The organism is Variovorax sp. P5_A3 (assembly GCF_056400665.1).
Map to the genome: position 1 here is coordinate 117,715 of NZ_JBFUKW010000010.1, position 21,953 is coordinate 139,667.

The 21,953-nt window shown below is 66.4% G+C and carries 17 protein-coding genes; 8 read left to right on the forward strand and 9 right to left on the reverse strand.

The features are described 5' to 3' along the window. Position 1: 1 nt before the first annotated feature. The 3 genes from AC1D3B_RS17460 to AC1D3B_RS17470 all read left to right on the forward strand — a co-directional run bounded on the left by AC1D3B_RS17460 (position 2) and on the right by AC1D3B_RS17470 (position 6,070). Positions 2-2,506, forward strand: coding sequence for an efflux RND transporter permease subunit (locus AC1D3B_RS17460; protein WP_478191916.1), 2,505 nt, complete (start codon positions 2-4; stop codon positions 2,504-2,506). A 216-nt stretch (positions 2,507-2,722) separates the two neighbouring features. Further along, on the forward strand, positions 2,723-4,369 hold the full coding sequence (locus AC1D3B_RS17465; RefSeq protein WP_478191917.1) for a M30 family zinc metallopeptidase: 1,647 nt from the start codon (positions 2,723-2,725) through the stop codon (positions 4,367-4,369). 99 nt (positions 4,370-4,468) lie between these two features. After that, positions 4,469-6,070, forward strand: coding sequence for a mechanosensitive ion channel family protein (locus tag AC1D3B_RS17470; RefSeq protein ID WP_478191918.1), 1,602 nt, complete (start codon positions 4,469-4,471; stop codon positions 6,068-6,070). Positions 6,071-6,074: 4 nt separating this feature from the next. Here AC1D3B_RS17470 and AC1D3B_RS17475 read toward each other — a convergent pair whose 3' ends face one another. The 3 genes from AC1D3B_RS17475 to AC1D3B_RS17485 are packed head-to-tail and all read right to left on the reverse strand — an operon-like array spanning position 6,075 to position 11,213. Next, positions 6,075-8,054, reverse strand: a complete 1,980-nt coding sequence (locus AC1D3B_RS17475; protein WP_478191919.1) for an alkyl/aryl-sulfatase — start codon at positions 8,052-8,054, stop codon at positions 6,075-6,077. 49 nt (positions 8,055-8,103) lie between these two features. Beyond that, positions 8,104-9,717, reverse strand: coding sequence for a GMC family oxidoreductase (locus AC1D3B_RS17480; protein WP_478191920.1), 1,614 nt, complete (start codon positions 9,715-9,717; stop codon positions 8,104-8,106). Continuing rightward, positions 9,714-11,213: a coniferyl aldehyde dehydrogenase gene (locus AC1D3B_RS17485; protein ID WP_478191921.1), complete on the reverse strand. Its 1,500-nt coding sequence runs from the start codon at positions 11,211-11,213 to the stop codon at positions 9,714-9,716. The genes AC1D3B_RS17480 and AC1D3B_RS17485 overlap by 4 nt, the downstream gene beginning before the upstream one ends. A 107-nt stretch (positions 11,214-11,320) precedes the next feature. Here AC1D3B_RS17485 and AC1D3B_RS17490 point away from each other — a divergent pair, with 107 nt between their 5' ends. Then, the gene (locus AC1D3B_RS17490; RefSeq protein ID WP_478191922.1) at positions 11,321-12,433 is read left to right on the forward strand and encodes an AraC family transcriptional regulator; all 1,113 of its coding nucleotides are present in this window, start codon (positions 11,321-11,323) and stop codon (positions 12,431-12,433) included. On the opposite strand, the gene AC1D3B_RS17495 is transcribed toward AC1D3B_RS17490, so the two are convergent. Continuing rightward, entirely contained in the window at positions 12,434-13,159 is a 726-nt protein-coding gene (locus AC1D3B_RS17495; RefSeq protein ID WP_478191923.1) for an META domain-containing protein, read from the reverse strand. It lies immediately after the preceding gene. Positions 13,160-13,427: 268 nt separating this feature from the next. Between AC1D3B_RS17495 and AC1D3B_RS17500 the strand changes: the two genes are divergently transcribed. Further along, a complete protein-coding gene (locus AC1D3B_RS17500; RefSeq protein ID WP_478191924.1) occupies positions 13,428-13,955 on the forward strand; it encodes an N-acetyltransferase family protein in 528 nt (175 codons plus the stop codon). A gap of 21 nt (positions 13,956-13,976) precedes the next feature. Here the strand turns inward: AC1D3B_RS17500 and trxC are convergent, their stop codons facing one another. From trxC to AC1D3B_RS17525, 5 genes are read right to left on the reverse strand one after another with little or no spacing between them, the layout of a single operon-like run. Next, positions 13,977-14,414 carry a thioredoxin TrxC gene (gene trxC / locus AC1D3B_RS17505; RefSeq protein ID WP_478191925.1) on the reverse strand — a complete coding sequence of 146 codons (438 nt, stop codon included), beginning with the start codon at positions 14,412-14,414 and terminating at the stop codon, positions 13,977-13,979. Beyond that, entirely contained in the window at positions 14,411-14,827 is a 417-nt protein-coding gene (locus tag AC1D3B_RS17510) for a DUF1801 domain-containing protein (RefSeq protein ID WP_478191926.1), read from the reverse strand. Before AC1D3B_RS17510 ends, trxC begins: the two co-directional genes overlap by 4 nt. A gap of 21 nt (positions 14,828-14,848) precedes the next feature. Then, positions 14,849-15,973 carry an adenylate/guanylate cyclase domain-containing protein gene (locus AC1D3B_RS17515; protein ID WP_478191927.1) on the reverse strand — a complete coding sequence of 375 codons (1,125 nt, stop codon included), beginning with the start codon at positions 15,971-15,973 and terminating at the stop codon, positions 14,849-14,851. Next, complete coding sequence (locus tag AC1D3B_RS17520; RefSeq protein ID WP_478191928.1) at positions 15,970-16,347, reverse strand: response regulator; 378 nt, start codon at positions 16,345-16,347, stop codon at positions 15,970-15,972. The genes AC1D3B_RS17515 and AC1D3B_RS17520 overlap by 4 nt, the downstream gene beginning before the upstream one ends. Beyond that, positions 16,344-18,809, reverse strand: a complete 2,466-nt coding sequence (locus AC1D3B_RS17525; RefSeq protein WP_478191929.1) for a sensor histidine kinase — start codon at positions 18,807-18,809, stop codon at positions 16,344-16,346. The genes AC1D3B_RS17520 and AC1D3B_RS17525 overlap by 4 nt, the downstream gene beginning before the upstream one ends. A 150-nt stretch (positions 18,810-18,959) precedes the next feature. Between AC1D3B_RS17525 and AC1D3B_RS17530 the strand changes: the two genes are divergently transcribed. From AC1D3B_RS17530 to AC1D3B_RS17540, 3 genes are all read left to right on the forward strand, one after another. Then, positions 18,960-19,940 (forward strand): ABC transporter substrate-binding protein, encoded by a 981-nt coding sequence (locus AC1D3B_RS17530; RefSeq protein ID WP_478191930.1) that lies wholly within the window; start codon positions 18,960-18,962, stop codon positions 19,938-19,940. 39 nt (positions 19,941-19,979) lie between these two features. After that, entirely contained in the window at positions 19,980-20,387 is a 408-nt protein-coding gene (locus AC1D3B_RS17535; RefSeq protein WP_478191931.1) for a hypothetical protein, read from the forward strand. A 188-nt stretch (positions 20,388-20,575) separates the two neighbouring features. Continuing rightward, on the forward strand, positions 20,576-21,949 hold the full coding sequence (locus AC1D3B_RS17540; protein ID WP_478191932.1) for a TolC family protein: 1,374 nt from the start codon (positions 20,576-20,578) through the stop codon (positions 21,947-21,949). Positions 21,950-21,953 lie beyond the last annotated feature (4 nt).

Consider the following 21,953-nt stretch of genomic DNA (forward strand, 5'->3'; position numbering starts at 1 on the left):
AATGGCAGTCTCTTCCGGCCTCGACCGCATGCCGGTCGTGCGCGACCTCGCGGATTTCCCGCGCAACTCCGGCAACTGGCTGGAACGCGCCGTCTTCAACCACCGCCTCGCGGTGACCCTGGCCTGCCTGGTCGCCACGCTGGTGCTCGGCTTCTTCGCCACCCGCGTCGCGCTCAACGCCAGCTTCGACAAGATGATCCCCGTGGGTCATCCCTACATCCAGAACTACCTGAACAACCGGAGCGAACTGCGCGGCATGGGCAATACCCTGCGCGTGGTGGTGGAGAACGAGCAGGGCGACATCTTCGACGCCCGCTACCTCGATGCGCTCAAGCACATCAACGACGACCTGTTCCTGACACCGGGCGTGGATCGCGCCTGGGTCAAGTCGCTGTGGACGCCGGCCACGCGCTGGACCGAAGTGACCGAGGAGGGCTTCCAGGGCGGGCCGGTGATGCCCGACAACTTCAACGGCAAGGCTGCCAGCGTCGACAAGCTGCGCACCAACGTCGCACGCGCGGGCCTGGTCGGCAGCCTGGTGGCCAACGACTTCAAGTCGAGCGCCATCGTCGCGCCGCTGCTCGATGGCGGCAAGGATGGCCGCCTTGACTACTGGCAGCTCTCGCGCGAAGTCGAGACCAAGATCCGCGACAAGTACGAGCACGGCCTCGCACCGGACGGCAAGCCCTGGGGCGTGAAGGTGCACGTCATCGGCTTCGCCAAGATCATCGGCGACCTGCTCGACGGGCTGCTGCAGGTCATGCTGTATTTCGGCGTGGCCACGATCGTCGCCGGCTTGCTGCTGTACGGCTATACGCGCTGCGTGCGCAGCACGGCGATGGTGCTGGCCTGCTCGCTGGTGGCGGTGCTCTGGCAGATCGGCCTGGTGCGTCTGGTGGGGCTGGAGCTCGATCCCTACTCGATGCTGGTGCCCTTCCTCGTCTTCGCCATCGGCGTCAGCCACGGCGCGCAGAAGATGAACGGCATCATGCAGGACATCGGCCGCGGCACGCACCGGCTGGTGGCCGCGCGCTACACCTTCCGCCGTCTGTTCCTCGCCGGCGTCACCGCGTTGCTGGCGGACGCGATCGGCTTCGGCGTGCTGATGCTGATCCCGATCCCGGTGATCCGCGAACTGGCGCTCACCGCCAGCATCGGCGTCGCCGTGCTGATCTTCACCAACCTGCTGCTGCTGCCGGTGCTGCTGTCGTACGTCGGCGTGAGCCCGGCCGCGGCCGCCCGCAGCCTCGAGCTGGAACAGGAACAGGCCGCCGGCCGCGGGGGGCGCGTGTGGCGCCTGCTGGGCCACTTCGCGGAAAGGCGCAGCTGGGCGCTCGCAGCCATCCTCGGTTCATTGGCGCTGACCGTCGGCGGCTATGCGATCAGCACGCGGCTTCAGGTCGGCGACCTCGATCCCGGCGCGCCGGAACTGCGGCCGGACTCCCGCTACAACCGCGACAACGCGTTCATCACGAAGAACTACACGCTGTCCAGCGACCTGTTCGCGGTCATCATCAAGACGCCGAAGGAAGGCTGCCTGAAGTACGACACGCTGGTGCACGTCGACCGCCTGGCCTGGGAACTGCAGCAGCTGCCGCAGGTGCGCACCACCATCGCGCTGACCGACGTCGTGCGGCAGATCACCGCCGGCTCCTTCGAGGGCAATCCGAAGTGGCAGACCATCTCGCGCAACCAGGACATCCTGAACTACGGCGCGCAGCAGGCCACGGTCAACAACCCGGAGATGTTCAACACCGAATGCTCGGTGATGCCGCTGGTGGCCTATCTCACCGACCACAAGGCCGAGACGCTGCAGGAGGTGCTGCGCGTGGTCGAGAACTTCATCGCCGAGCATCCGACCGACCCGGCCGTGGTGCAGGTCCTGCCGGCGGCCGGCTCGGCAGGCATCGAGGCAGCGACCAACATCGTGGTGCACGAAGCCAACCGCACGATGCTGCTGTACGTGTATGCCGCGGTGATCGCGCTGTGCTTCCTGACGTTCCGCTCGTGGCGGGCGGTGATGGTGGCGGTGATCCCGCTGGTTGTCACCTCGATCCTGTGCGAGGCGCTGATGGTGCTGCTGGGCATCGGCGTGAAGGTCGCAACCCTGCCGGTGATCGCGCTCGGGGTGGGCATCGGAGTCGACTACGCGCTGTACCTGCTGAGCGTGCAGCTCGCCGGCCAGCGGCGTGGCCTGAGCCTGGCACGGGCCTACAGCGATGCGCTGCTCTTCACCGGGCGCGTGGTCGCGCTCGTGGGTGTGACGTTGGCTGCGGGCGTGATCACTTGGGCCTTCTCGCCAATCAAGTTCCAGGCCGACATGGGCATCCTGCTGACCTTCATGTTCCTGTGGAACATGGTCGGCGCTCTCGTGCTGATCCCGGCGCTGTCCTATTTCCTGCTCGGCGACCGCCACATCAAGCGCGCAGTACCCGTCGAACAGCGGACGAGTGCCGAACCCTCAAGTGCCGTCCGATCCTTCGCCGCCGCGAAACATGTCGGGTAGCCATTGGGTAGCCGCGCTCGCGGTGACCACATAGGCTGAAGTTTTCCCCGCATCTGCCGATATCCGCTTGCAACCCGAATTTCCGATCGTCGGTTCGACCGGCGTTCCTTCGGGCCTGTGCGACGCGCGACCGGCTTCCGATTTCACGTGTCGCCGAACACGTGGAATCAGGAGCAAGAGATGTGCGGCAATTCGCGATTCGAATCGGTATGGAGAATGACGGCCGCAGCGGCGGTGGCACTGTCGCTTTCGGCATGCGGTGGCGGTGGCGGTGGCGGTGGCGGTGGGTCGGCAGGCTTGGCGATGGCGCCCGCCGCATCGGCCCCTCCCGATGTGAAAGTGTCGGGTGAAAACGCCGTCAAGGCATCTTGCAAATCTTGCAGTGCACTCGATGACAACACCTACGCGGGGACGGGCACCGGCATCTGGCAAGGAGCGAACGCAACACAGGTGCCGGTCGACATCCCACTTGCCATCTCGGGTCTCAACGGCCAGACGGTGACGCTCGTGCTCACGAACGAAAGCGACTCGGAGGTGGCGCTTCCCGGCCTCGTGCTGCGCTCCACCACCGAGCAGAGCATCGTGGCGAACAAGGCGACCATCCCTGCGAGCGACGATGCCGGCGCGATCAAGGATGCCATCGGCGAGTTCAACCGCACCGGCTTCGCCAGGCTGCTCGATCACTCCTCGAAGTCTTCCCTCGTCGCCAAGTCGACGGTGCCGCAGGCGTCTTACCTTCCCGACGACCCGCGCGACATCTACCTGTACGACTATTCGAAGCGCTCGGTCAAGCTCGTCACTCAACGGACCACCAGCGATGGCGTGACCGTGAACCTGTGGGTGGAAGCCGGCGAACTCGGCGCGCCGCGCGTCACGACCGATCTTGCCGGCCGCATGGCGGACAAGTTCGCCGGCCCCGGCGGCGTCTACGACATGCTCGTCCGGACCGGCGGCCCGCTCTGGGGACCTCACGACACGGGCGGCCTGCTGCCGGGCAGCAGCCAGCCGGTCGACATCTTCTTCGTCAACTTCGACCGCGACAGCAAGCCCTATGGCATGGTGGGCTACTTCTGGGCCCTCAACAACTTCACCAAGGGCAGCGGCGACCTCGCGTACAGCAACGAGTCACTCGGTCTCTACATGGACTCGGAGACGCTCTACCTCGACGGCGAAGCGGGCGTGAAGCAGATGGCGACGGCGATGGTGCACGAGGGGATGCACATGCAGAACTTCTATCGCCGCGGCGTGAAGCTCGGCTCGGCGTACAGCTTCGAGGCATGGCTGGAGGAGATGTCCGCGATGATGATGGAAGACTGGGCGAGCCTGTCGATCGACCCCAGCCACAACGCCATTCGCGACACGCGCTATCCCAACTACCTGCGCGACGCCGACAGCTACAGCTGCACCCTGACCGCGTGGAAGCCGTGCGAGAGCTACGCATTGACCGGCTCGTTCGGCGGCTTCCTGAACCGCCAGCTGGGCCTGGCCTTCTACAAGGCACTGCTGACCAGCACGGGCATCGAGGATTCCGCGGCCATCCTCGACAGCGCCATCAAGTCGCAGCGGCCGGACTCCGGCATCGCGCAGGAACTGCGTCGCTTTACGGCGGCGTCCGCGGGCGTCATCCCGCTGAACGCCGGCATCGCCGAATACAGCATGCCGGCCCGCAGCGAAGGCGGCTTCAGCCTGCCGGCGATCGACCCGCTGAGCCTCGGCCGCAGCAGGAGGGCCCTGCCGCAAGCCGTCCCGTCCAAGCTGGAAAAGCTGGCGAGCTTCCCGGCGGTCCGGTCCAACGTGGCGGGCACCTACAGCGAGACCGTTCGCGTTCCCCCGGGGACGACGCTGTCGGTCGTCATCAACTAACTGCCTCCCGCACGCTTCGCACTTCATTCGCACTTCACCAAAGGGCACTTGCGCGACCGTGGCGGATGTGCATCATCGGGCGTTTCACGAAAGCAACACGTGGGCGTTTCTCGACTTGCCGAAGCCTGGAGGCGGTTCCTCTTCCTGTGGACCGCCGCGGTCGTGCTGATCCTGATCGGCGGTGCCGCGCATTCCGCGGACGAATTGCCGGGCGCCCCGCTGAGCGTCGCCAATCGCCCGGTCTTCGTGTTTCGCGCGCCGGCTTTCGGTCTGACGCCGCAGCAGCGGGCGGCCCGCGCCGCCGAGCGCATCGACGACATTCCGGCATCCCGCCTCGGATCGCCCGTGGAAGTCACGAGCTTCATCTACGAAGGGACGCAGGGCTATGCGGTGGTGCTCGAGGGCGAGACCCTGTTCTCCTTGTTCCCCGGGGACCAGGAGCCGGGCGATCCGCCGCTCGAACAAGTCGCCGGCAATGCGGCCCGACGGTTGCACGAGGCCCTGCAGGCGCGCTTGGAGCAGGGCAGTGCGCGCCAGTTCGGCATCTCCGTCGCGTGGACGGCGCTGGCGACCCTGATTCTCGTGCTTGTCGTGTGGGCGCTGCAGCGCTTCGCGCGTGCCATCGCCGCGCGGACACTGGCGATGCGCGAGCGTGCAACCAACCGTCCTTTGCTCGACTGGCGACGGATCCTCGTGTCAGTGCTCGCCCACCTGATTCACTGGATCAAGATTGCGCTGGTGCTCCTGGCCGTCTATATCTGGCTGGCATTCTCGTTCAGCCGCTTCCCCTATACCCGGCCCTGGGGCGAGACCCTGGGGAGTTCGATGATCGGGCTCCTGGGCAAGGTGACGCTTGCGGTGCTGCATGCGCTTCCCGATCTCGCGACCGTCGCAGTCATCTTCCTGATCGCGCGCCTGGGCGTGCGCGGCCTGCATGCGATGTTCGAAGCCGCCCGGACCAGCGGTGTCTCGACAGCCGCACTCCAGGCCGACACCATCGGCGCGACGCGGCGGCTGTCCGCGGCGCTCGTCTGGGTCTTCGCGCTGGTGGTCGCCTATCCGTACATCCCGGGATCGCACACGGATGCGTTCAAGGGCATCAGCGTCTTCTTCGGCGTGCTGGTGACCCTGGGTTCCTCCGGGCTGGTGTCGCAGGTCATGGCGGGCTTCGTGCTCATCTACTCACGTGCGCTTCGCAACGGCGACTGGGTGCAGATCGGCGATTCGGAGGGCTACGTCGTCGACCTCGGCGCGCTTTCGACCAAGATCCGGACCCGGCTGGACCAGGAGATCACCTTGCCGAACTCGGTGATCATCGCCACACGCGTCGTCAACCAGAGCTTCACGCGGAAGGCCGCCGGCGTCTCGCTGTCGACCTCGGTGACGATCGGCTACGACGCGCCATGGCGCCAGGTCCACGCCATGCTCAAGATGGCCGCGAAGCGCACGCCGGAACTGCTCGACACGATCGAGCCGACCGTGCGGCAGATCCACCTGCTCGACTATTACGTGGAATACGAGCTCAACGTCTTCATGCACACCGGCGCGTTCAAGTTCGATGTGCTCTCTGCGCTGCACAGCCACATCCAGGACGTCTTCAACGAATACGGCGTGCAGATCATGTCGCCCCATTTCGTGCTGCAGCCCGCTGACCCCGTGCTGGTGCCGAAGGACCGGTGGCACACGCCACCGGCCGAGTGAAGGATCAGGGCGTCACCACGTTGAACGACGGCGCGAAGGTCTCGACGTTCGCGAACACCGCGGCAAGCACCTTCGGGTCGCCCTCGACCTTCACCATGCCTGCCTGCACCATGTCGGGCAGCTTCTTGCCCTGCAGCAGCATCGCCAGGAAGGCCGGGCGTGTCAGCGAGAGCTTGACGTCCGGGTTCTTCAGCACGCGGCCCTTGGTGTTGTTGAGCACCGAATTCGAGAGTTCGAGCGCCCATGTTTCCTTCAGGTCGGTGAACTCCATGCTGATGTTCGCCTTCACGCCGTCCGTCTTCTCGTGGTCCAGTCGCAGCGCGATGTAGTCGAACAGCAGTTCCTGGTCCATGCCGCGCACCACGTCGGGTCCCTGGGTCGATGTCGGCGGCTTGAGGTTGCCGTCACGCAGTTCCTTCGCCGCCACCAGGTAGGCATTGCGCCAGGTGCCGGCTTCCGACTGATAGCCGAGCTGTTCGAGCGTGTCGGCCTGCAGCGCGCGTGCCGCGGCGTTGTCCGGGTTGGCGAAGACGACGTGGTTCACCAACTCGGCGACCCAGCGGTAGTCGCCGGCATCGAAGGCCTTGCGCGCCGTCGCCAGCACGGCGGCCTCGCCGCCCATCGCGGCGACGTAGCGCTTCGCCGTCTCGGTCGGCGGCAGCTTGTGGAGGCTGGCCGGATTGGCGTCGTAGTAGCCGAGGTAGTAGTTGTAGACCGCGCGCAGGTTGTGGCTGAGCGTGCCGTAGTAGCCACGTGAGCTCGCATCGGTCGCGAGGCCCTTGGGGAAGAACTCGGCATTGCCGATCTCGTCCATCGTCTGGCCCTTGTTGGCGAGGTTCATCGCCTGGTCATGGATGAAGCGGTAGGTGTCGCGCTGGTTCGCCATGTACTGGCGGATGTTGTCGCCGCCCCAGGTCGGCCAGTGGTGGCTCGCGAAGGCGACTTCGACGTCGGGATACAGGTCGATGGTAGCGTTGGCGTACTTGCTCCACGACAAGGCGTCGCGCGTCTTCGCGCCGCGGATCGTGTAGACGTTGTGCATGTGCTTCGTAAGCACTTCGGAGAGGCAGAGCGCCTTCTTGTCCGGGAAGTAGAACATCATCTCCGACGGCGCCTCGGAGTCCTGCGCCATCTGGAACACGATGCGAACCCCGTCCACCGTCATTTCCTGGCCGGTCTTCGTGATGAGGTCGGTGGGCGGGATCAACCCGACCGTGCCGCTGCTGAGCGCCTTGCCCAGCCCGCTGCCCACGCCCTGGCGCTCGTTGGCATCGAGGCCCGCGCCGAACTGGTAGATGGCGCGCCGGCTCATGGCATTGCCGGCGAGCACGTTCTCGGCGACGGCGTTGTCCATGAAACCTTGCGGTGCGATGACCTTGACCTTGCCGGCCTGCACGTCGGCCTCGTTGATCACGCCGCGCACGCCGCCGTAGTGGTCGGCGTGGCTGTGCGTGTAGATCACCGCGACCACCGGCTTCTTGCTGCCGAGCTTCTCCATCGCGAAGGCCATCGTCGCGCGGGCGATTTCCGCCGTGAGCATCGTGTCGATGACGATCCAGCCCGTCTTTCCTTCCACGAGCGTGATGTTGGCGATGTCGTAGCCGCGGATCTGATAGATGCCGTCGGTCACCTTGAAGAGGCCGCGTGCGTTGTTGAGCTTTTCCTGGCGCCAGAGGCTGGGGTTCACCGTGGCGGGCGCGTCGCCCTTGATGAAGTCGTAGCGATCGGCGTCCCAGACCAGCTTGCCGTCGGCCGTCTTCACGAGGGCGTCGGGCATGGTCGCGATCAGGCCGCGTGTCGCATCCTCGAAGTCGCGCTTGTCATTGAAGGCCATGCTGCGGGCCGCCGCCTGGTTGGCGCGTTCGGTCGCGGGTGTCGCTGGCTTCGGCAAGGTGGCGGGGCCGTCGGCCGCTTGTGCGAAAGCGCCGGACGCGAGTGCGGATGCGATGAGCGCGGCGAGGATGCCGCGTGTGCTGCTCTTCATTGAAATTGTCTCTGTGGTTTCTGGAATGGGGTGGGCGACCGCGACGCGATCAGGCCCGGGCGTCGGCGCGAATCATGTCCGCCGCCTTCTCGCCGATCATGATGGTCGGCGCGTTGGTGTTGCCGCCGCACAGCGTCGGCATGATCGACGCGTCGACCACGCGCAGGCCTTCCATGCCGTGCACGCGAAGGCGATCGTCGACCACGGCCATCGGGTCGCTGGCCACACCCATCTTGCAGGTGCCTACGGGGTGGTACTGGGTGTCGGCGCGGTTGCGGATGTCCTCGGCAATGGCAGCGGTGTCGTTGCGGTCGACCGGATAGAGCATCTTCCCGCGATAGGGGTCGAAGGGGCTCGCTTGCAGGATGCCCATCTGGAGTTGCACACCTTTCACCAGCAGATCGAGATCGCGTTTGTCGTCCAGGAACTTCGGATCGATGAGTGGTGCGGCGCGCGGGTCGCGGCTGGCCAGCTTCACGTTGCCGCGGCTGTGCGGCCGCAGGACCTCGATGTGGCACGAGTAGCCGTGGCCCAGATGCATCTTGCGACTGTGGTCGTCGACCATCGCGACCACGAAAACCATCTGCAAGTCTGGCACCGTCACGTCCGGCGACGAGCGAACGAACGCACCCGATTCGGCGTAGTTCGTGGTGATCAGTCCCGTCCTGTGCTTCTTCCACTCCGGGATCGCACGCGCGACCGTCATCCCGCCACGCAGCGACAGCCCGACCGTCGGCGAGTCGCTGCGCGCGCGATAGCTCTGAACGTGGTCGATGTGGTCCTGCAGGTTCTCGCCGACGCCCTGCAGGTTGCCGACCACCGGGATGCCCATCTGCTGCAAGGCCTCTCCGGGGCCGATGCCCGACAGCATCAGGAGTTGGGGCGAGCCGAAGGCGCCGGAGGAGACGATGACTTCGCGACGCGCACGAACCTGCTTCTCCGCCCCGTCAGCCGTGTAGGTGACGCCGCGTGCGCGCCGCCCTTCGAAGTCGATGCGCGAACTCTGTGCGTTCGTCTTCACGCTCAGGTTCGGGCGCGCCAGATGAGGCGTGATGTAGCCCTTGGCCGCGCTGCAGCGTTCGCCATTCTTCTGCGTGACCTGGTACATGAACGAGCCGAACTGCTCGGCCCCGTTGTAGTCGCGCACGTTCGGGACACCCCTCATCGCGGCCGCCTTCAGGAAGGCCTGGTTCAGCGCGCTGGGGCTGCGAAGCTCCGCAACGTTGAGCGGGCCTCCCGTGCCGTGATAGCCGCAATCGACATGGGTCTCGTTGTTCTCGGCGCGCCTGAAGTACGGCAGCACATCCTCGTATGACCAACCCCGGTTGCCGAGGGACGACCAATGGTCGTAGTCCCAGCGATTGCCCCGGACGTAGAGCATTGCGTTGGTCGAACTCGATCCGCCGAGGACCTTGCCGCGCGGCTGGTAGCCCCGGCGTCCGTTCAGGCCCTTCTGCGGCACGGTCTTGAATGCCCAGTTCTTGAACGGAATCGGCAGCATGGCCACGACCGCCGCAGGTGCCTGGACGAAGATGCTGTTGTCGCTGCCGCCTGCTTCCAGCAGGCAGACCGTCACGCCGGGATCCTCGCTGAGTCGCGATGCCAGGACGCAGCCGGCCGAGCCGCCACCGACGACGACGTAGTCGAACTCTTCCATGCTCATGCTTGCTCTTTGTTGGATGGGACGGCGTGTGTTCCTGCCACCTTTGGATCGGCCTCGCCGAGGAAGAACTTCAAGGCCATTCGCTGGATGAACGATCCGTACGGCGGGTAGAAGAGGTCGATCGGAAAGAAGCGCTGGCGCTGGAACACCGTCTTCGCATGCGACAGCTCTCGGAAGCCTTCCTCGCCGTGGTAGGTGCCCATGCCGGAATTGCCGATGCCGCCGAAGGGCGCGTCATGGTTCACCACGTGCCAGCCCCAGTCGTTCACGGACACACCACCCGAGTGCGTCCGGCGCAGCAGTTGGTCGCGTTCGGCGCCGTCATGGCTGAAGCAGTAGAGGGCCAACGGGCGAGGGCGCTCATTGATGAAGGCAATGGCTTCGTCCATGGTGTCGTAGGGCACGACCGGCAGGATCGGGCCGAAGAGTTCTTCGTGCATCACCCGCATGTCGGGCGTCAGGCCCGTCACGATGTGCAGGGGCATCTGGCGCCCTTCGCCGATGGGCATCGGCGCGCAGGCTTCGACCCGGGCGCCCTTGGCGCGCGCATCGTCGAGCAGCGACTGCACGCGCTGATACTGCCGTTCGTTCACCACCGAGGTGTAATTCGCGTTGCCGTCGGTCTTGCCGTCGTAGAAACGGCCGACGGTGCGCCGCACCCCGGCGATGAAATCATCGACGCGTTCTCGCGGCACCAGCGCGTAGTCGGGCGACACGCAGATCTGTCCACAGTTGGCCGACTTGCCATGCGTGATGCGCGTGGCCGCATCGTCGACGGGGTAGTTGCGCGTGACGAGCGCCGGGGACTTGCCGCCCAGCTCCAGCGTGACCGGCGTCAGGTTGTCCGCCGCGGTGCGCATCACGATGCGGCCGACCGCCGGCGAGCCGGTGAACACGATGTGGTTGAAAGGCAGCGAGGTGAACACGTTGGGGTCCGCGAGCTCTTCGCCCACCACGGCCACCAGGTTCTCAGGGAAGACTTCCGCCAGGAGGGCCTTGAGCACCGCGTTCGTCGCAGGCGTGACCTCCGGCATCTTGATCATCACGCGGTTGCCTGCCGTGAGGGCTGCGATCAGCGGTCCCACGGCGAGGTAGATCGGGAAATTCCACGGCACGATCACGCCCACCACGCCCTTGGGCTGGTAGCGCACCTCGACGCTGTTGCTGAGGAACAGGAGTTCCGTCGAGCGGCGGCTGCGCTTCATCCAGCGCCGGACGTGCGAGATCGCGTGGTTGATCTCCAGCATCGAACCCAGCATGTCGAGCATCTTCGACTCGGCCTCGGACCGGTAGCCGAAGTCGCTGCTCATGGCCTCGGCCAACGCATCCTGGTAGCGCTGGACCTGCCGCTTCAGGGCCCGGAGTTGGGTACGACGCTCGTCGACGCCGGGGTAGGGGTGTTTGCTGAAAGCCGCCTGTTGCTCGGCGAAGAGGCGCAGCACGCGTTCGCTGGCTGCGGCCGCGGCCACATGCCGCATGTCTGTGGTGTCGTTCAAGGGTGTCTCCTTTTCTTCGCGGTCCGCTCGGGGAGGCGCCGCGCCGGCAGCCTTCGAATTTAGGGCCTCCCCGGGAGAAAGCCTAGGTTCAAGTTCGACACATTCGGGTGAAAATCGGCCACAACATTCGCAGCGATCCCCCCCGTCTCACCACCGTGCCCAAAGAAGCCCTGGCCAGCAAGCCGCCACGCATCGTCGCCCGCTATGGAAGCGACCTCGGCGCGCCGACGCACAGCATGCTGGGGCTGGCGGCCCTGGTCGATTCGATGGCGGACCTCGGCGTCGGTGCCGATGCGCTTTTCGAAGGGACAGGCGTCGCCCCGAGCGCCATCTCCGATCCGGAAGCGCGCATCTCCCACCTGCAGAAGATCGCGCTGTTCGGCAATGTGAAGCGCCTGAGTCCGGAGCCGGCGATCGGCCTCATCGCCGGCCAGCGCCAGCGCATCTCTGATTTCGGTGTCTTCGGCTACGCCGTCCTGACCAGTGCGACCATGGCCGATGCCGTCGCCTTCGGGATCAAGCACGTGCGGCTGGCGGGGCCGGTGCTCGAGAAGAGCTTCCGGGTCGAGGGCGACGCGGCCATTTTCGAGGGGCATGACGTCATCGCGCTCGGCGCGTTGTTGCCCCTGGCGACGGAGTTCTGGTTCAGCTCGATCCAGGCGTTGATCGGCCACGTGACGGAGCGCCCGTACAAGGGCCGCCGGCTTCTGTTGCCCTATCCGGCACCGTCCTACGCCGCACGCTATGAAGAAGTCATGCTCTGCCCTGTGGAGTTCGACGCGGGCGTCATGCAATGGGAGTTCGATGCGGCATGGCTGAGTTGGCCGCTGCCCAATGCCAACCCGATCACGGCCGATGTGTGTGCGAGTTTCTGCAGCCGCATGCTGGAAGACATCGGGCAGGAGCACGCGCTGGTCAAGACCATCCGGCAGGCATGCCTCAACCGGATGGACGACCTGCCGCGCGCCGAGCAGATGGCCGAGCAGCTGAACCTGTCGACGCGCACGCTGCACCGTCGCCTGGTCGAGGCCGGCACTACCTACCAGGCGCTCATCGATGGCATACGCGAGCGGCTCGCCATCGAGTTCCTCGAACGCACGGACCTGTCGGTCGACGAGATCGCCGCACGCAGCGGGTTCTCCGACGTGTCGAATTTCCGAAAGGCGTTCAAGAAGTGGACCGGGCAGACGCCGGCCTACTTCCGCGATCGCGGGCGTTGACTAGCGCAGGTAGACGGCGTCGAAGGTCGCGAGTTTCCTGCCGTCCGCGCCKACGAGGATCAGGCGCTCGCCCTCGATGCGGTAGGCCGTGGTGACACCGAGCGCCTGCAGCACGTTGCGCTCGAGTTCCATCAGTTCGGGCTCGCAGGCCATCATCGTGCCGGCGGCCTGGAAGCGCAGGCTGCGGTCGTCGGCCTCGTAGCTGCCGACCAACTGGTTGCATCCACTGAATCCCATCAGGCGCGAACCGTCGCTCGCCATGGTGATTCGCACTTCGCGCTGCTGGGTGGGCGTCATCTTCACCGGCGTGCCGCCGATGTCCGCCAGCTTCCAGTAGGTGTCTCTGAGAGAAGCCCTCGGCTTCGGCTTGCCGGTCGACACCATCTCGCAGGTGTTTCCGGGCTCCACCGATGCGAGCCTGTCGACGACCATGTGCTCGCGCGCGGGGCCTTCCATCGGCTCCATGATTTCGAGCCGGCCGACGAAGTTCACCAGCAGGGGAGCGCCCGGCGCGCTTCGCCAGTGCAGGTAGGCGCGTTCGAGCGCGAGGTAGTCGTCGTGGATGGCCACGGGCCGTGGCTTGCCGCTGGCGCAATCGGTGAATATCGCGGAATCGGCGAAGTAGACGAACTCGCCGCGCCATTGAACGGGCTCTGCGTGCCCGCTCATGGCCAGGGCGGCGAGCAGCGTGCTGGCCCACTTCACGATCGAGGCGTGTCTGCGCATTCGTGTCTTTCGTTCATCCTGATTGCGCGCACGGCGTCGAAGCGCGCGCCGTCCAACGGCGTGGCGCCTTCGACGCGGTTGCGCTTGATATCGAATCGGGGCGTGCCTTGGGAGTTGGTGGCGCGTACAGCCGGTCGATCATAGATATGGCCCGAGGGGTGTCAACTGCTCCGGGCGCGCAGGCCGACGGCTGGCTGCCCATTGGCCTGCAGCTCGGGGCTGGGCGAGAATCCGGCCATGGGGCCCTGCGGCCTCCCGGAGAAGAGAGATGCAGGTCAGAGATGCGAAAGCAGGCGACATCGAAGGCATTGTCGCCATCTACAACGACGCGGTGCTTCACACCACCGCAATCTGGAACGAGAAAATCGTCGACGCCGCGAACCGTGCCGCCTGGCTCGCCGATCGTCAGCGGGCCGGCTACCCGGTGCTGGTGGCCATCGACGGCGCGGGCGCCGTGGCCGGCTACGCGTCATTCGGCGACTGGCGGGCCTTCGACGGCTACCGCCACACCGTTGAGCACTCGGTGTATGTCCGCAAGGATTGCCGCGGCGCGGGCATCGGCAAGACGTTGATGGTGGCGCTGATCGAGCGCGCACGCCGCATCGGCAAGCATGTGCTGGTCGCGGGCATCGATGCGAAGAACGTCGGCTCGATCGAGATGCACAGGAAGCTCGGATTCGAGCAAGTCGGCCTTCTGACGGAAGTCGGCACCAAGTTCGGTCGTTGGCTCGACCTGGCCTTTCTCCAGCTCAAGATCGATTCGCGCGCCGATCCCGACGCGCTTCCCGCGCGGTGATGGCAGTCGCAGGCTGCCGAACTACCTTGAGTTGGCCTGCACCCAGCGGACGATGTCGGCCGCGCCCATCGCGCCGGCCTGACGGGCGACTTCCCGTCCGCCCTTGAAAAGCGCGAGTGTCGGGATGCTGCGGATGTTGAAGCGCGTGCCGAGGGCCGGCACCGCTTCGGTGTCGACCTTCGTGAGCCGCACGTTGGGCTCGAGCTGAGCCGCCGCCTGTTCGTAGCCTGGCGCCATCTGGCGACACGGGCCGCACCACGGGGCCCAGAAGTCGACCAGCACGGGGAGTTCGTTTCGCGCCACGTGGCGGTCGAAGGAGGCCTCGTCCAGTGCGGTCGAATGACCTGTGAACAGCGGTTGATGGCAGTTGCCGCAGTCCGGCGCACTGCCGAGCTGCGCCTGGCGCACGCGGTTGGTGGTGTGGCAGTGCGGGCACACGATGTGCAGCGGATCGGTCATGACTTCGCCTTCTTCGATGGCTTCGACTTGGAAGCGTTGAGGGCAATCGCCTCGTGGACGAGCGCCTTGAAGGCGGACGCGTCGACTTCTTCCCCTTCGGCAATGTCGATCGCGCGGCGTGTATTGCCGTCGAGACTTGCGTTGAAGAGACGAGCCGGGTCCTTGAGGGCCGCGCCCTTGGCGAACGTGAGCTTCACCTTGTCCTTGTAGGACTCTCCGGTGCAGATGATGCCGTCGTGCGACCAGACCGGCGTGCCCATCCACTTCCACTCCTCGACGACCTCGGGGTCCGCGGCCTTGATGAGCTCGCGCATGCGGGCGAGCGTCTCCCCGCGCCAGTCGCCAAGTTCCGCGATTCGTTCCGAGATGAGTTCCGATGCCGACGGGCCTTTGGTTGCTTCCGACATTTTCATGGCTCCATCCTAAGAGGATTCTCAGCCCGCAGCCACCACCACGCGCCACGCCGGCACCTTGCGCTGGAAGCCCTTGAGTTCTAGCTCGCCCACCTCCTGCATCGACCACTCGGCACTCGGCGCACCGTCCTGCAACGCGCTGAGGACGCGCTGCGAGATCAGGATCTCCCCGCCCCCGGCCTCGCCGCACAGTCGCGCCGCCAGGTTGGTCACTGTGCCGATGGCGCCATAGTCGATGCGCGCGTCGAAGCCGATGCCGCCGAGGGTCGCAAAGCCCTGCGCGATGCCGACACCCATGTGCAGGTCGTACCCGCGCCGGCGCCACTGCCCGCTCAACGCGGCCATCTCCGCCTGCATCTGGACAGCCATGCGCAGTGCGCGCGCCGGTGCATCGGGGATGGGCTGCGGATCATTGAAGAAGATCATCATGCCGTCGCCGGAGAAGCGCTCCAGCGTGCCTTCGTGGGCGAGCACCAGCCGCCCCATCGCGGCATGGTACTGGGCCAGCACGGCCATCACCTCCTCGGGCTCCGCGGTCTCGGTGAACGCGGTGAAGCCGCGCAGGTCGAGAAAGACGACGGTGATCTCGCGCCGGTGGCTTCGCAGCGGGTCGTCGGTGCCGCCGGCCAGGATCGCCTCGGCCAGTTGCGGCGAGAAGAAGCGCTTGAGCTGGCCCACGCGTTCGAGCTGCTGCACCGCCTCCTGCACGCGCTGTTCGAGCGTGGCGTTCCATGCCTGCAGTTCCGTGCGTTGCCGCTGGACTTCGTCGTACAGCGTCTTCACCCGCAACAGCGAGCGCACGCGCGCCATCAGTTCGGCCTGGTTGATGGGCTTGCTCAGGAAATCGTCCGCGCCGGCGTTCAGGCCCTTCACGCGCTCCTGTTCCGGGTCGAGCGCAGTCACCAGCACCACCGGCAGGACCGCGCAGGCCGGATCGGCGCGGATGGCGCGGCACACGTCGTAGCCGTTCATGCCCGGCATCATCACGTCGAGCAGCACGAGGTCGGGCGGGTCGGCGGCGATGCTGGCGAGCGCGTCTTCGCCGGTTGCTGCGGTGCTCGTGCGGTAGCCGCGCGCGCTCAGCAGGTCCGAGAGCAGCCGGAGGTTCTGCGCGACATCGTCGACGACCAGGATGTGGGCGCTCATTTCGCACGCCCTTCGTTCAGCAGGCGATCCACGGCTTCGAGGAAGGGCTTGAGCGAGACAGGTTTGGTCAGGAATGCGTCAAAGCCCGAGTTGACGATGTTGTGCTGCGCATCGGGCATGACCGAGGCCGAGATCGCGATGACGGGCGTGGCGTCCAGGGCCGGCTGTTCGCGGATCCGGTGGAGGGCGGCGATGCCATCCATGCCGGGCAGCAGGATGTCCATCAGGATCAGGTCGGGCTCGTGCAGGATCGCCAGCCGCACGCCCTGTTCGCCGGTCTTCGCCTCCAGCGTGACGTGGCCCTTGTGCTGGAGGATGTCGCGCGCCAGCTTCATGTTCTTCTCGTTGTCCTCGACGATCAGGATTGTGCTCATCCAATGGCCTCCAGGGTCAGGAGCGGCAGCGTGAAGGTGAAGGTCGCGCCTTCGCCGAGGCGGCTGTCGACGCCCAGCGTTCCACCATGCAGTTCGACGAAGCGCTTGGCCAGCGACAGGCCCAGCCCGGTGCCCTCGGCCTTGCGCAGGTAATCGCCGCCCGCTTGGCGGAACTCGTCGAAGACCAACGCCTGGTCCTTGGGGGCGATGCCCACGCCGGTGTCGACCACGCTCACTTCGGCTATCGGCTGCCCGGCGTTCTCGATGCGCCGGGCGGTGAGACGCACGCTGCCGCCCGAGGGCGTGAACTTCACCGCGTTGGACAGCAGGTTCACCACCACCTGCTTGACCTTGCGTGCATCCGCTACCCATTCGTTCAGGCCTTCGTCCACCTGCAGCGACATCGACAGGCCATTGCGCTGTGCGCGTTCGCGCACGAGGGTGAGGGCGTTGTCCAGCAGCAGGCCGAGGTCGAAGCAGGTCAGGTCGAGCTCCATCCTGCCGGCCTCGATCTTCGACAGGTCCAGCACGTCGTTGATCAGCGTCAGCAGGTGCTGGCCCGATGAGTGGATGTCCTGCAGGTATTCCATCTGCTTGTCGTTGACATCGCCGAACATGCGCTCGGTCAGCACTTCGGAGAAGCCGATGATGGCATTCAGCGGCGTGCGCAATTCGTGCGACATGTTCGCCAGGAATTCCGACTTGTGCTGGTTGGCGATCTCGAGCTGCCGGCTCTTGTCCTCGATCTCCTGGAACAGCCGGGCGTTCTGGATCGCGATCACCGCCTGGTCGGCAAAAGTCTCCACCAGGCGTACTTCGGCGTTCGAGAAGGGCTGCACCTGCTTCCGGAGCACGGCGATGATACCGACCGACGCGCCTTCGCGAAGCATCGGCACGGCCAGCACGGTGCGGAAGCCGTGGCGCGTCTGCGGGTCGCGGGAATCGGGATAGCTCGAATCGAGCAGTTTTGCGACGTCTTCCACGTGCACGGTGCGGCGCTCGACGAAGGCGCGACCGACCACGGACCCCTTGCTCATGGGCAGCACTTCGTCGCGGCCCGATTCGATGCCTGCCTCGGTGTGATAGCTCGTCATGGACCGCAAGTGATCGCCGTCCGGGAGCCAGACGCGGCTTCCGTGCGCGCGACAGAGAAGCACTGAGCGCTCCGCGACCGCCTGCAGGACCGGCTGCAGGTCCGTCGGCGAGCGGCTGAGCACACGGAGGATTTCGGCCGTTGCGGTCTGGAATTCCAGCGCCGAGCTCAGTTCAGCGGTACGAAGCTCCACCTTGCGTTCCAGCCCGCCGTACAACCCGCGAAGCTGTGCGGACATGCGGTTGAACTGGTCGGCCAGGCCCTCCAGCTCGTCGTCCGTGTTGACGACGATCTGCTGGTTGAGATTGCCCTCGCCGATGCGCCGCGCGCCTCGCGCCAGGGTGCGGATCGGCTGGACCATGCTGCGTGCCAGCATCGAGGCCGCCACCGCGGAAATCAGCAGGCCTGCGAGCAGCAGTACCGCGGCGCGCAGGAGCGATGCGTTCAGCTTGGCGTAGACCTCGGCGATCGGCTGCTCGGCGAACACCTTCCAGCCCAGCGACTTGATCGGCGCCATCGAGGTCAGCACCGTGGCGCCGCCGATGTCGCGCGACACCATCGCCTGCTCTTCGATGGCGCCGTCCGCCGCCGCGGCCTGCACGTGCGGCAGCGAGGCCACGCTCGTCTTGCGCAGGACCAGCCCTATGTCGGGGTCCGCCACCAGCAGGCCGTTGCTGTCGACCACGTAGGCCTTGCCCTTCTGGCCGATCTGGATGCGCGACACCACATCCCAGATGAACTTGAGATTCAGCTCGGCAATGGTGACGGGGCCTTTCGCGCCGCCGGAGCGGATCGCCACGACCATGTAGGGCTCCGTGTCGCGGTTGAAATAGACCGGCCCGAACCAGGGGGCGTCGGGCAGCGCCTCGCGGAAAGGCGCTTCGGCCGACCGATCCTTGCCGGAGCCCATGACGTCCATGCCCAGCCGCGAGACGGCGATCTGTTCGCGGCCCGCCCGGTCGAGCTGGGCGATGTCGGTGACCTCGGGCGCCTGGCGCAGCAGCCGCCAGAACTCGGTGCGCCGCGATTCCAGGTCCGACGCGTCGAGCTGCGCGAGGGATGCATAGGCCAGCTGCTGGGAGACCTGCTGGACGTACTGCTCGATGCGCAGGGCCGCTCCGACCGCCTTCTCGTGCTGGAAGCTGGTCAGCGCCGCCTTGTTCTCCTGGTAGGAGAAATAGAGGCCGATCGCGCTGGACGCCAGCAGGACGGTCGTCACCAGCGAGAGGATCAGCAGCAGGTACTTGCGGAACAGGCGCCCGCGGTGGACGTCCCGCGCCGCCTGCGACAACACCGCGAATCGTCGGGCGCGGGCCGGCGGCGCGAGATCGCCAGCGAGCGAGGCGGGGGACGATTCCGGGGGCGTCATGTGCCGCCAATTGGACAACGCCATCCGTCCGATGGGAAGAGCGGCCGTCTTAGGCCTATTGGCCGACCCGATACCGCGCATGCACTCCGGCGATGGCCCGGAAGCGGCGCAAAATCGGACCTCGCGCTGCTGGCAACATGGAGGACATCGATGCGCAGCAAGATCCTGGGGCTTCTTTTGGGCGCTGCGCTGGTGGTCGGCTCCCTCGCGCATGCCCAGCAGCCGAAGAAGATGCCGCACCTTGGTTACCTGGCAGCCGTCTCGGCCAGCGCCGACGCGCCGCGGCTGGAAGCGTTCCGCAAAGGGCTGCGCGACCTCGGCTATGTCGAAGGGCAGAACATCCTTATCGACTACCGCCACGAAAGTCAGGACCTGCGGCGGCTCCCCATGCTGGCGGACGAACTGGTCCGGATGGACGTCGACATCCTCGTCGCGGTGACATCCAACGCCGCGCAGGCCGCCGCGAAGACGACCTCGACAGTGCCCATCGTCTTCATGGGCGTCACCGATCCGATCGCCACCGGACTGGCCGAGAGCCTGGCACGGCCGGGCGGGAACAGCACCGGTGTCACCAACGTGGCGGCCATCCTCACCGGTAAACGGCTGGAACTCCTGAAGGAGACGGATCCCAAGGCGGTTCGCGTGGCGGTGCTGTGGGACCCGAATGCGCCCGGCTCCATCCCGCAGTGGGAAGCCAGCCAGGTGCCGGCCGAGAAACTGGGGATCCAGCTCTACTCGATGGAGGCCACCAGCGCCGACAGGTACGCGCAGGTGTTCAAGGATGCCGTCAAGGCGCGCGCCACGGCGGTGTGGGTCACGCTGAATCCGGTGGCGAACTCCAACCAGAAGCTGATCGCGGAACTGGCGATAGAGAACGGATTGCCGACGATCTGCGCCCGGAGCGACTACGCCGAGAACGGTTGCCTCATGGCCTACGGGCCCGGCTATGTCAATGAAGGCAAGGACGGCGCGCGGTACGTCGACCGGATCCTCAAGGGCGCCAAGCCCGCGGACCTGCCCATCGAGCAGCCGACGAAGTTCGAGCTGCTGATCAACCTGAACACGGCCAAGCGGCTCGGCTTCACGGTGCCGCGGTCGGTGATGAACCGGGCAGACAGGGTGATCCAGTGAGCCGGTGAATCGCAGCGCTCGGGACGTAGAATCCTGCGGATGTTCCGCGTGCGCGTGTTCCTGTTGTGGCTGGTGATGTTGGCCGTACCCTTCCAGGGGTATGCGGCCGCGTCGATGGCCCTCTGTGGCCCGCAGCAGTCCGCCGCCAAGGTCGCGAAGGCGGATTCGCACGCCGGTCATTCGGGCCATGGCGTCCTCGGCGACCGCGCCGCGCACCACCATGACGCTGCGGCGCAAGCCCATCCCGACAGCGGGACGAACACCTCGCACGCGCATGGCGATGGCGCCGCCAAGTGCTCCACCTGTGTCGCGTGCCATGCCGTCGCCCTGACGGACAGCACACAGGTTGCGTTGCTTCACGCCTTGCCGCAGGCCGATCTGGCCGAGCCGGCGAGCGCGATGGCGAAGCTCGCAACCGACGTTCCCGACAAACCTCCTCGCGCCTGATCGCGTCGCGCCACCGGCCGCCTTGTGCTACCGGTGCGGCTTGACGCGCCCTCCATGCATCGTGCGTCGCCTGACCCATCGCGGGTCCGCTGGCGCGCTCCGTTCATGATCATCGCGAGGACTCCATGTCTCTTTCATCGCCGGCCTGTTGGCCGGCCACACTGCCTGCCCGGGTGGCAGGCGCCCGGGTGAGGCGCGCCCTGTCACCGGGTGCGCTTGCCGCCGCGGCATTCCTGCTTTCCGGTTGCGCGTCGGTCGGCATCGACGAGGTGTTGAACGACACCAACGCCAGCACATCGCAGTTCACCGACGGCAAGCTGGAACTCAGCCGCACCGACGAACAGCGCAAGGCCCGCATGGCGTTCGCCGACGAGTTGCTGTCGCGCGCGCTTTCCGAAACCGATGCAGTGCAGGTTGCGCTCGCCAACAGTCCGGCCGTGCAGGCGCTGCTCGCGCAAGGCTGGGCCGACATTGCGGCGGCGAATCAGGAAGGCCGGCTTCCGAACCCGGTCTTCAAGTTCGAGCGCCTGCGGCTCGTCGACGAACTCGAACTGGGCCGCCTGCTGTCCGTCGGGTTGGTGGACCTGATCCTGCTGCCGCAACGCATGGCCCTGTCGAAGAGCCAGTCGGAGCAGGTGCGGTTGCAACTCGCCTCGGCGGTGATCGACCAGGTGACCCAGGTGCGCCAGGCCTGGGTGCGCGCGGTGGCGGCGCAACAGTCGCTCCAATATGCAGTGCAGGTGAACGAGGCCGCGCAGGCCAGCGCCGAACTCGCCCGGCGCATGCAGCAGGTGGGCAACTTCAGCAAGCTCCAGCGGGCGCGGCAACAGGTGTTCCTCGCGGACGCGACAACGCAACTGGCATCCGCACAGCACGCGACCGGCGCTGCACGCGAGGAACTCGTTCGCATGCTCGGGCTGGATGATGCGCAGGCGGAAAGGCTCCAGTTGCCCGAGCGTTTGCCCGATCTGCCCAAGGCGCCGCGCGATGCGAGCGACGTGGCCGGGGCGGCCAACGACCAGCGGCTCGACGTCCGGCTCGCACGGGCGCAACTCGACGTGGCAGGGAAGTCCCAAGGGCTGAACCTGCTGTCGACCTTCGTCGACGTCGAAGCGGGCGCGCGCCACGACACCTTCTTCGTCAACGGCGCGAGGGCCAATCGCGACGGCTACGAACTCGACATCCGCCTGCCGCTCTTCGACTGGGGAACGGCACGGCGCGATGCGATGAATGCGCAGGCGCTCGCCGCGGCCCATCGTTACGACGCAGCGGTGCGCAGTGCCACTTCGCAGTTGCGTGAGGGCTATTCCGCCTACCGCACCGCCTACGACATCGCGCGGCACTACCGCGACGAGGTCGTGCCGCTGCGCAAGACCATGGCCGAGGAAAACATGCTTCGCTACAACGGCATGCTGATCGGCGTCTTCGAACTCCTCGCCGAGACCCGCGAGCAGATCGCGAGCGTGATGGCCGCGATCAACGCCCAGCAACAGTTCTGGCTCGCCGATGCCGCGCTCGCCGCGTCGCTCGTCGGCAGGCCCACCTCCGCGACCACCCATTGACGAA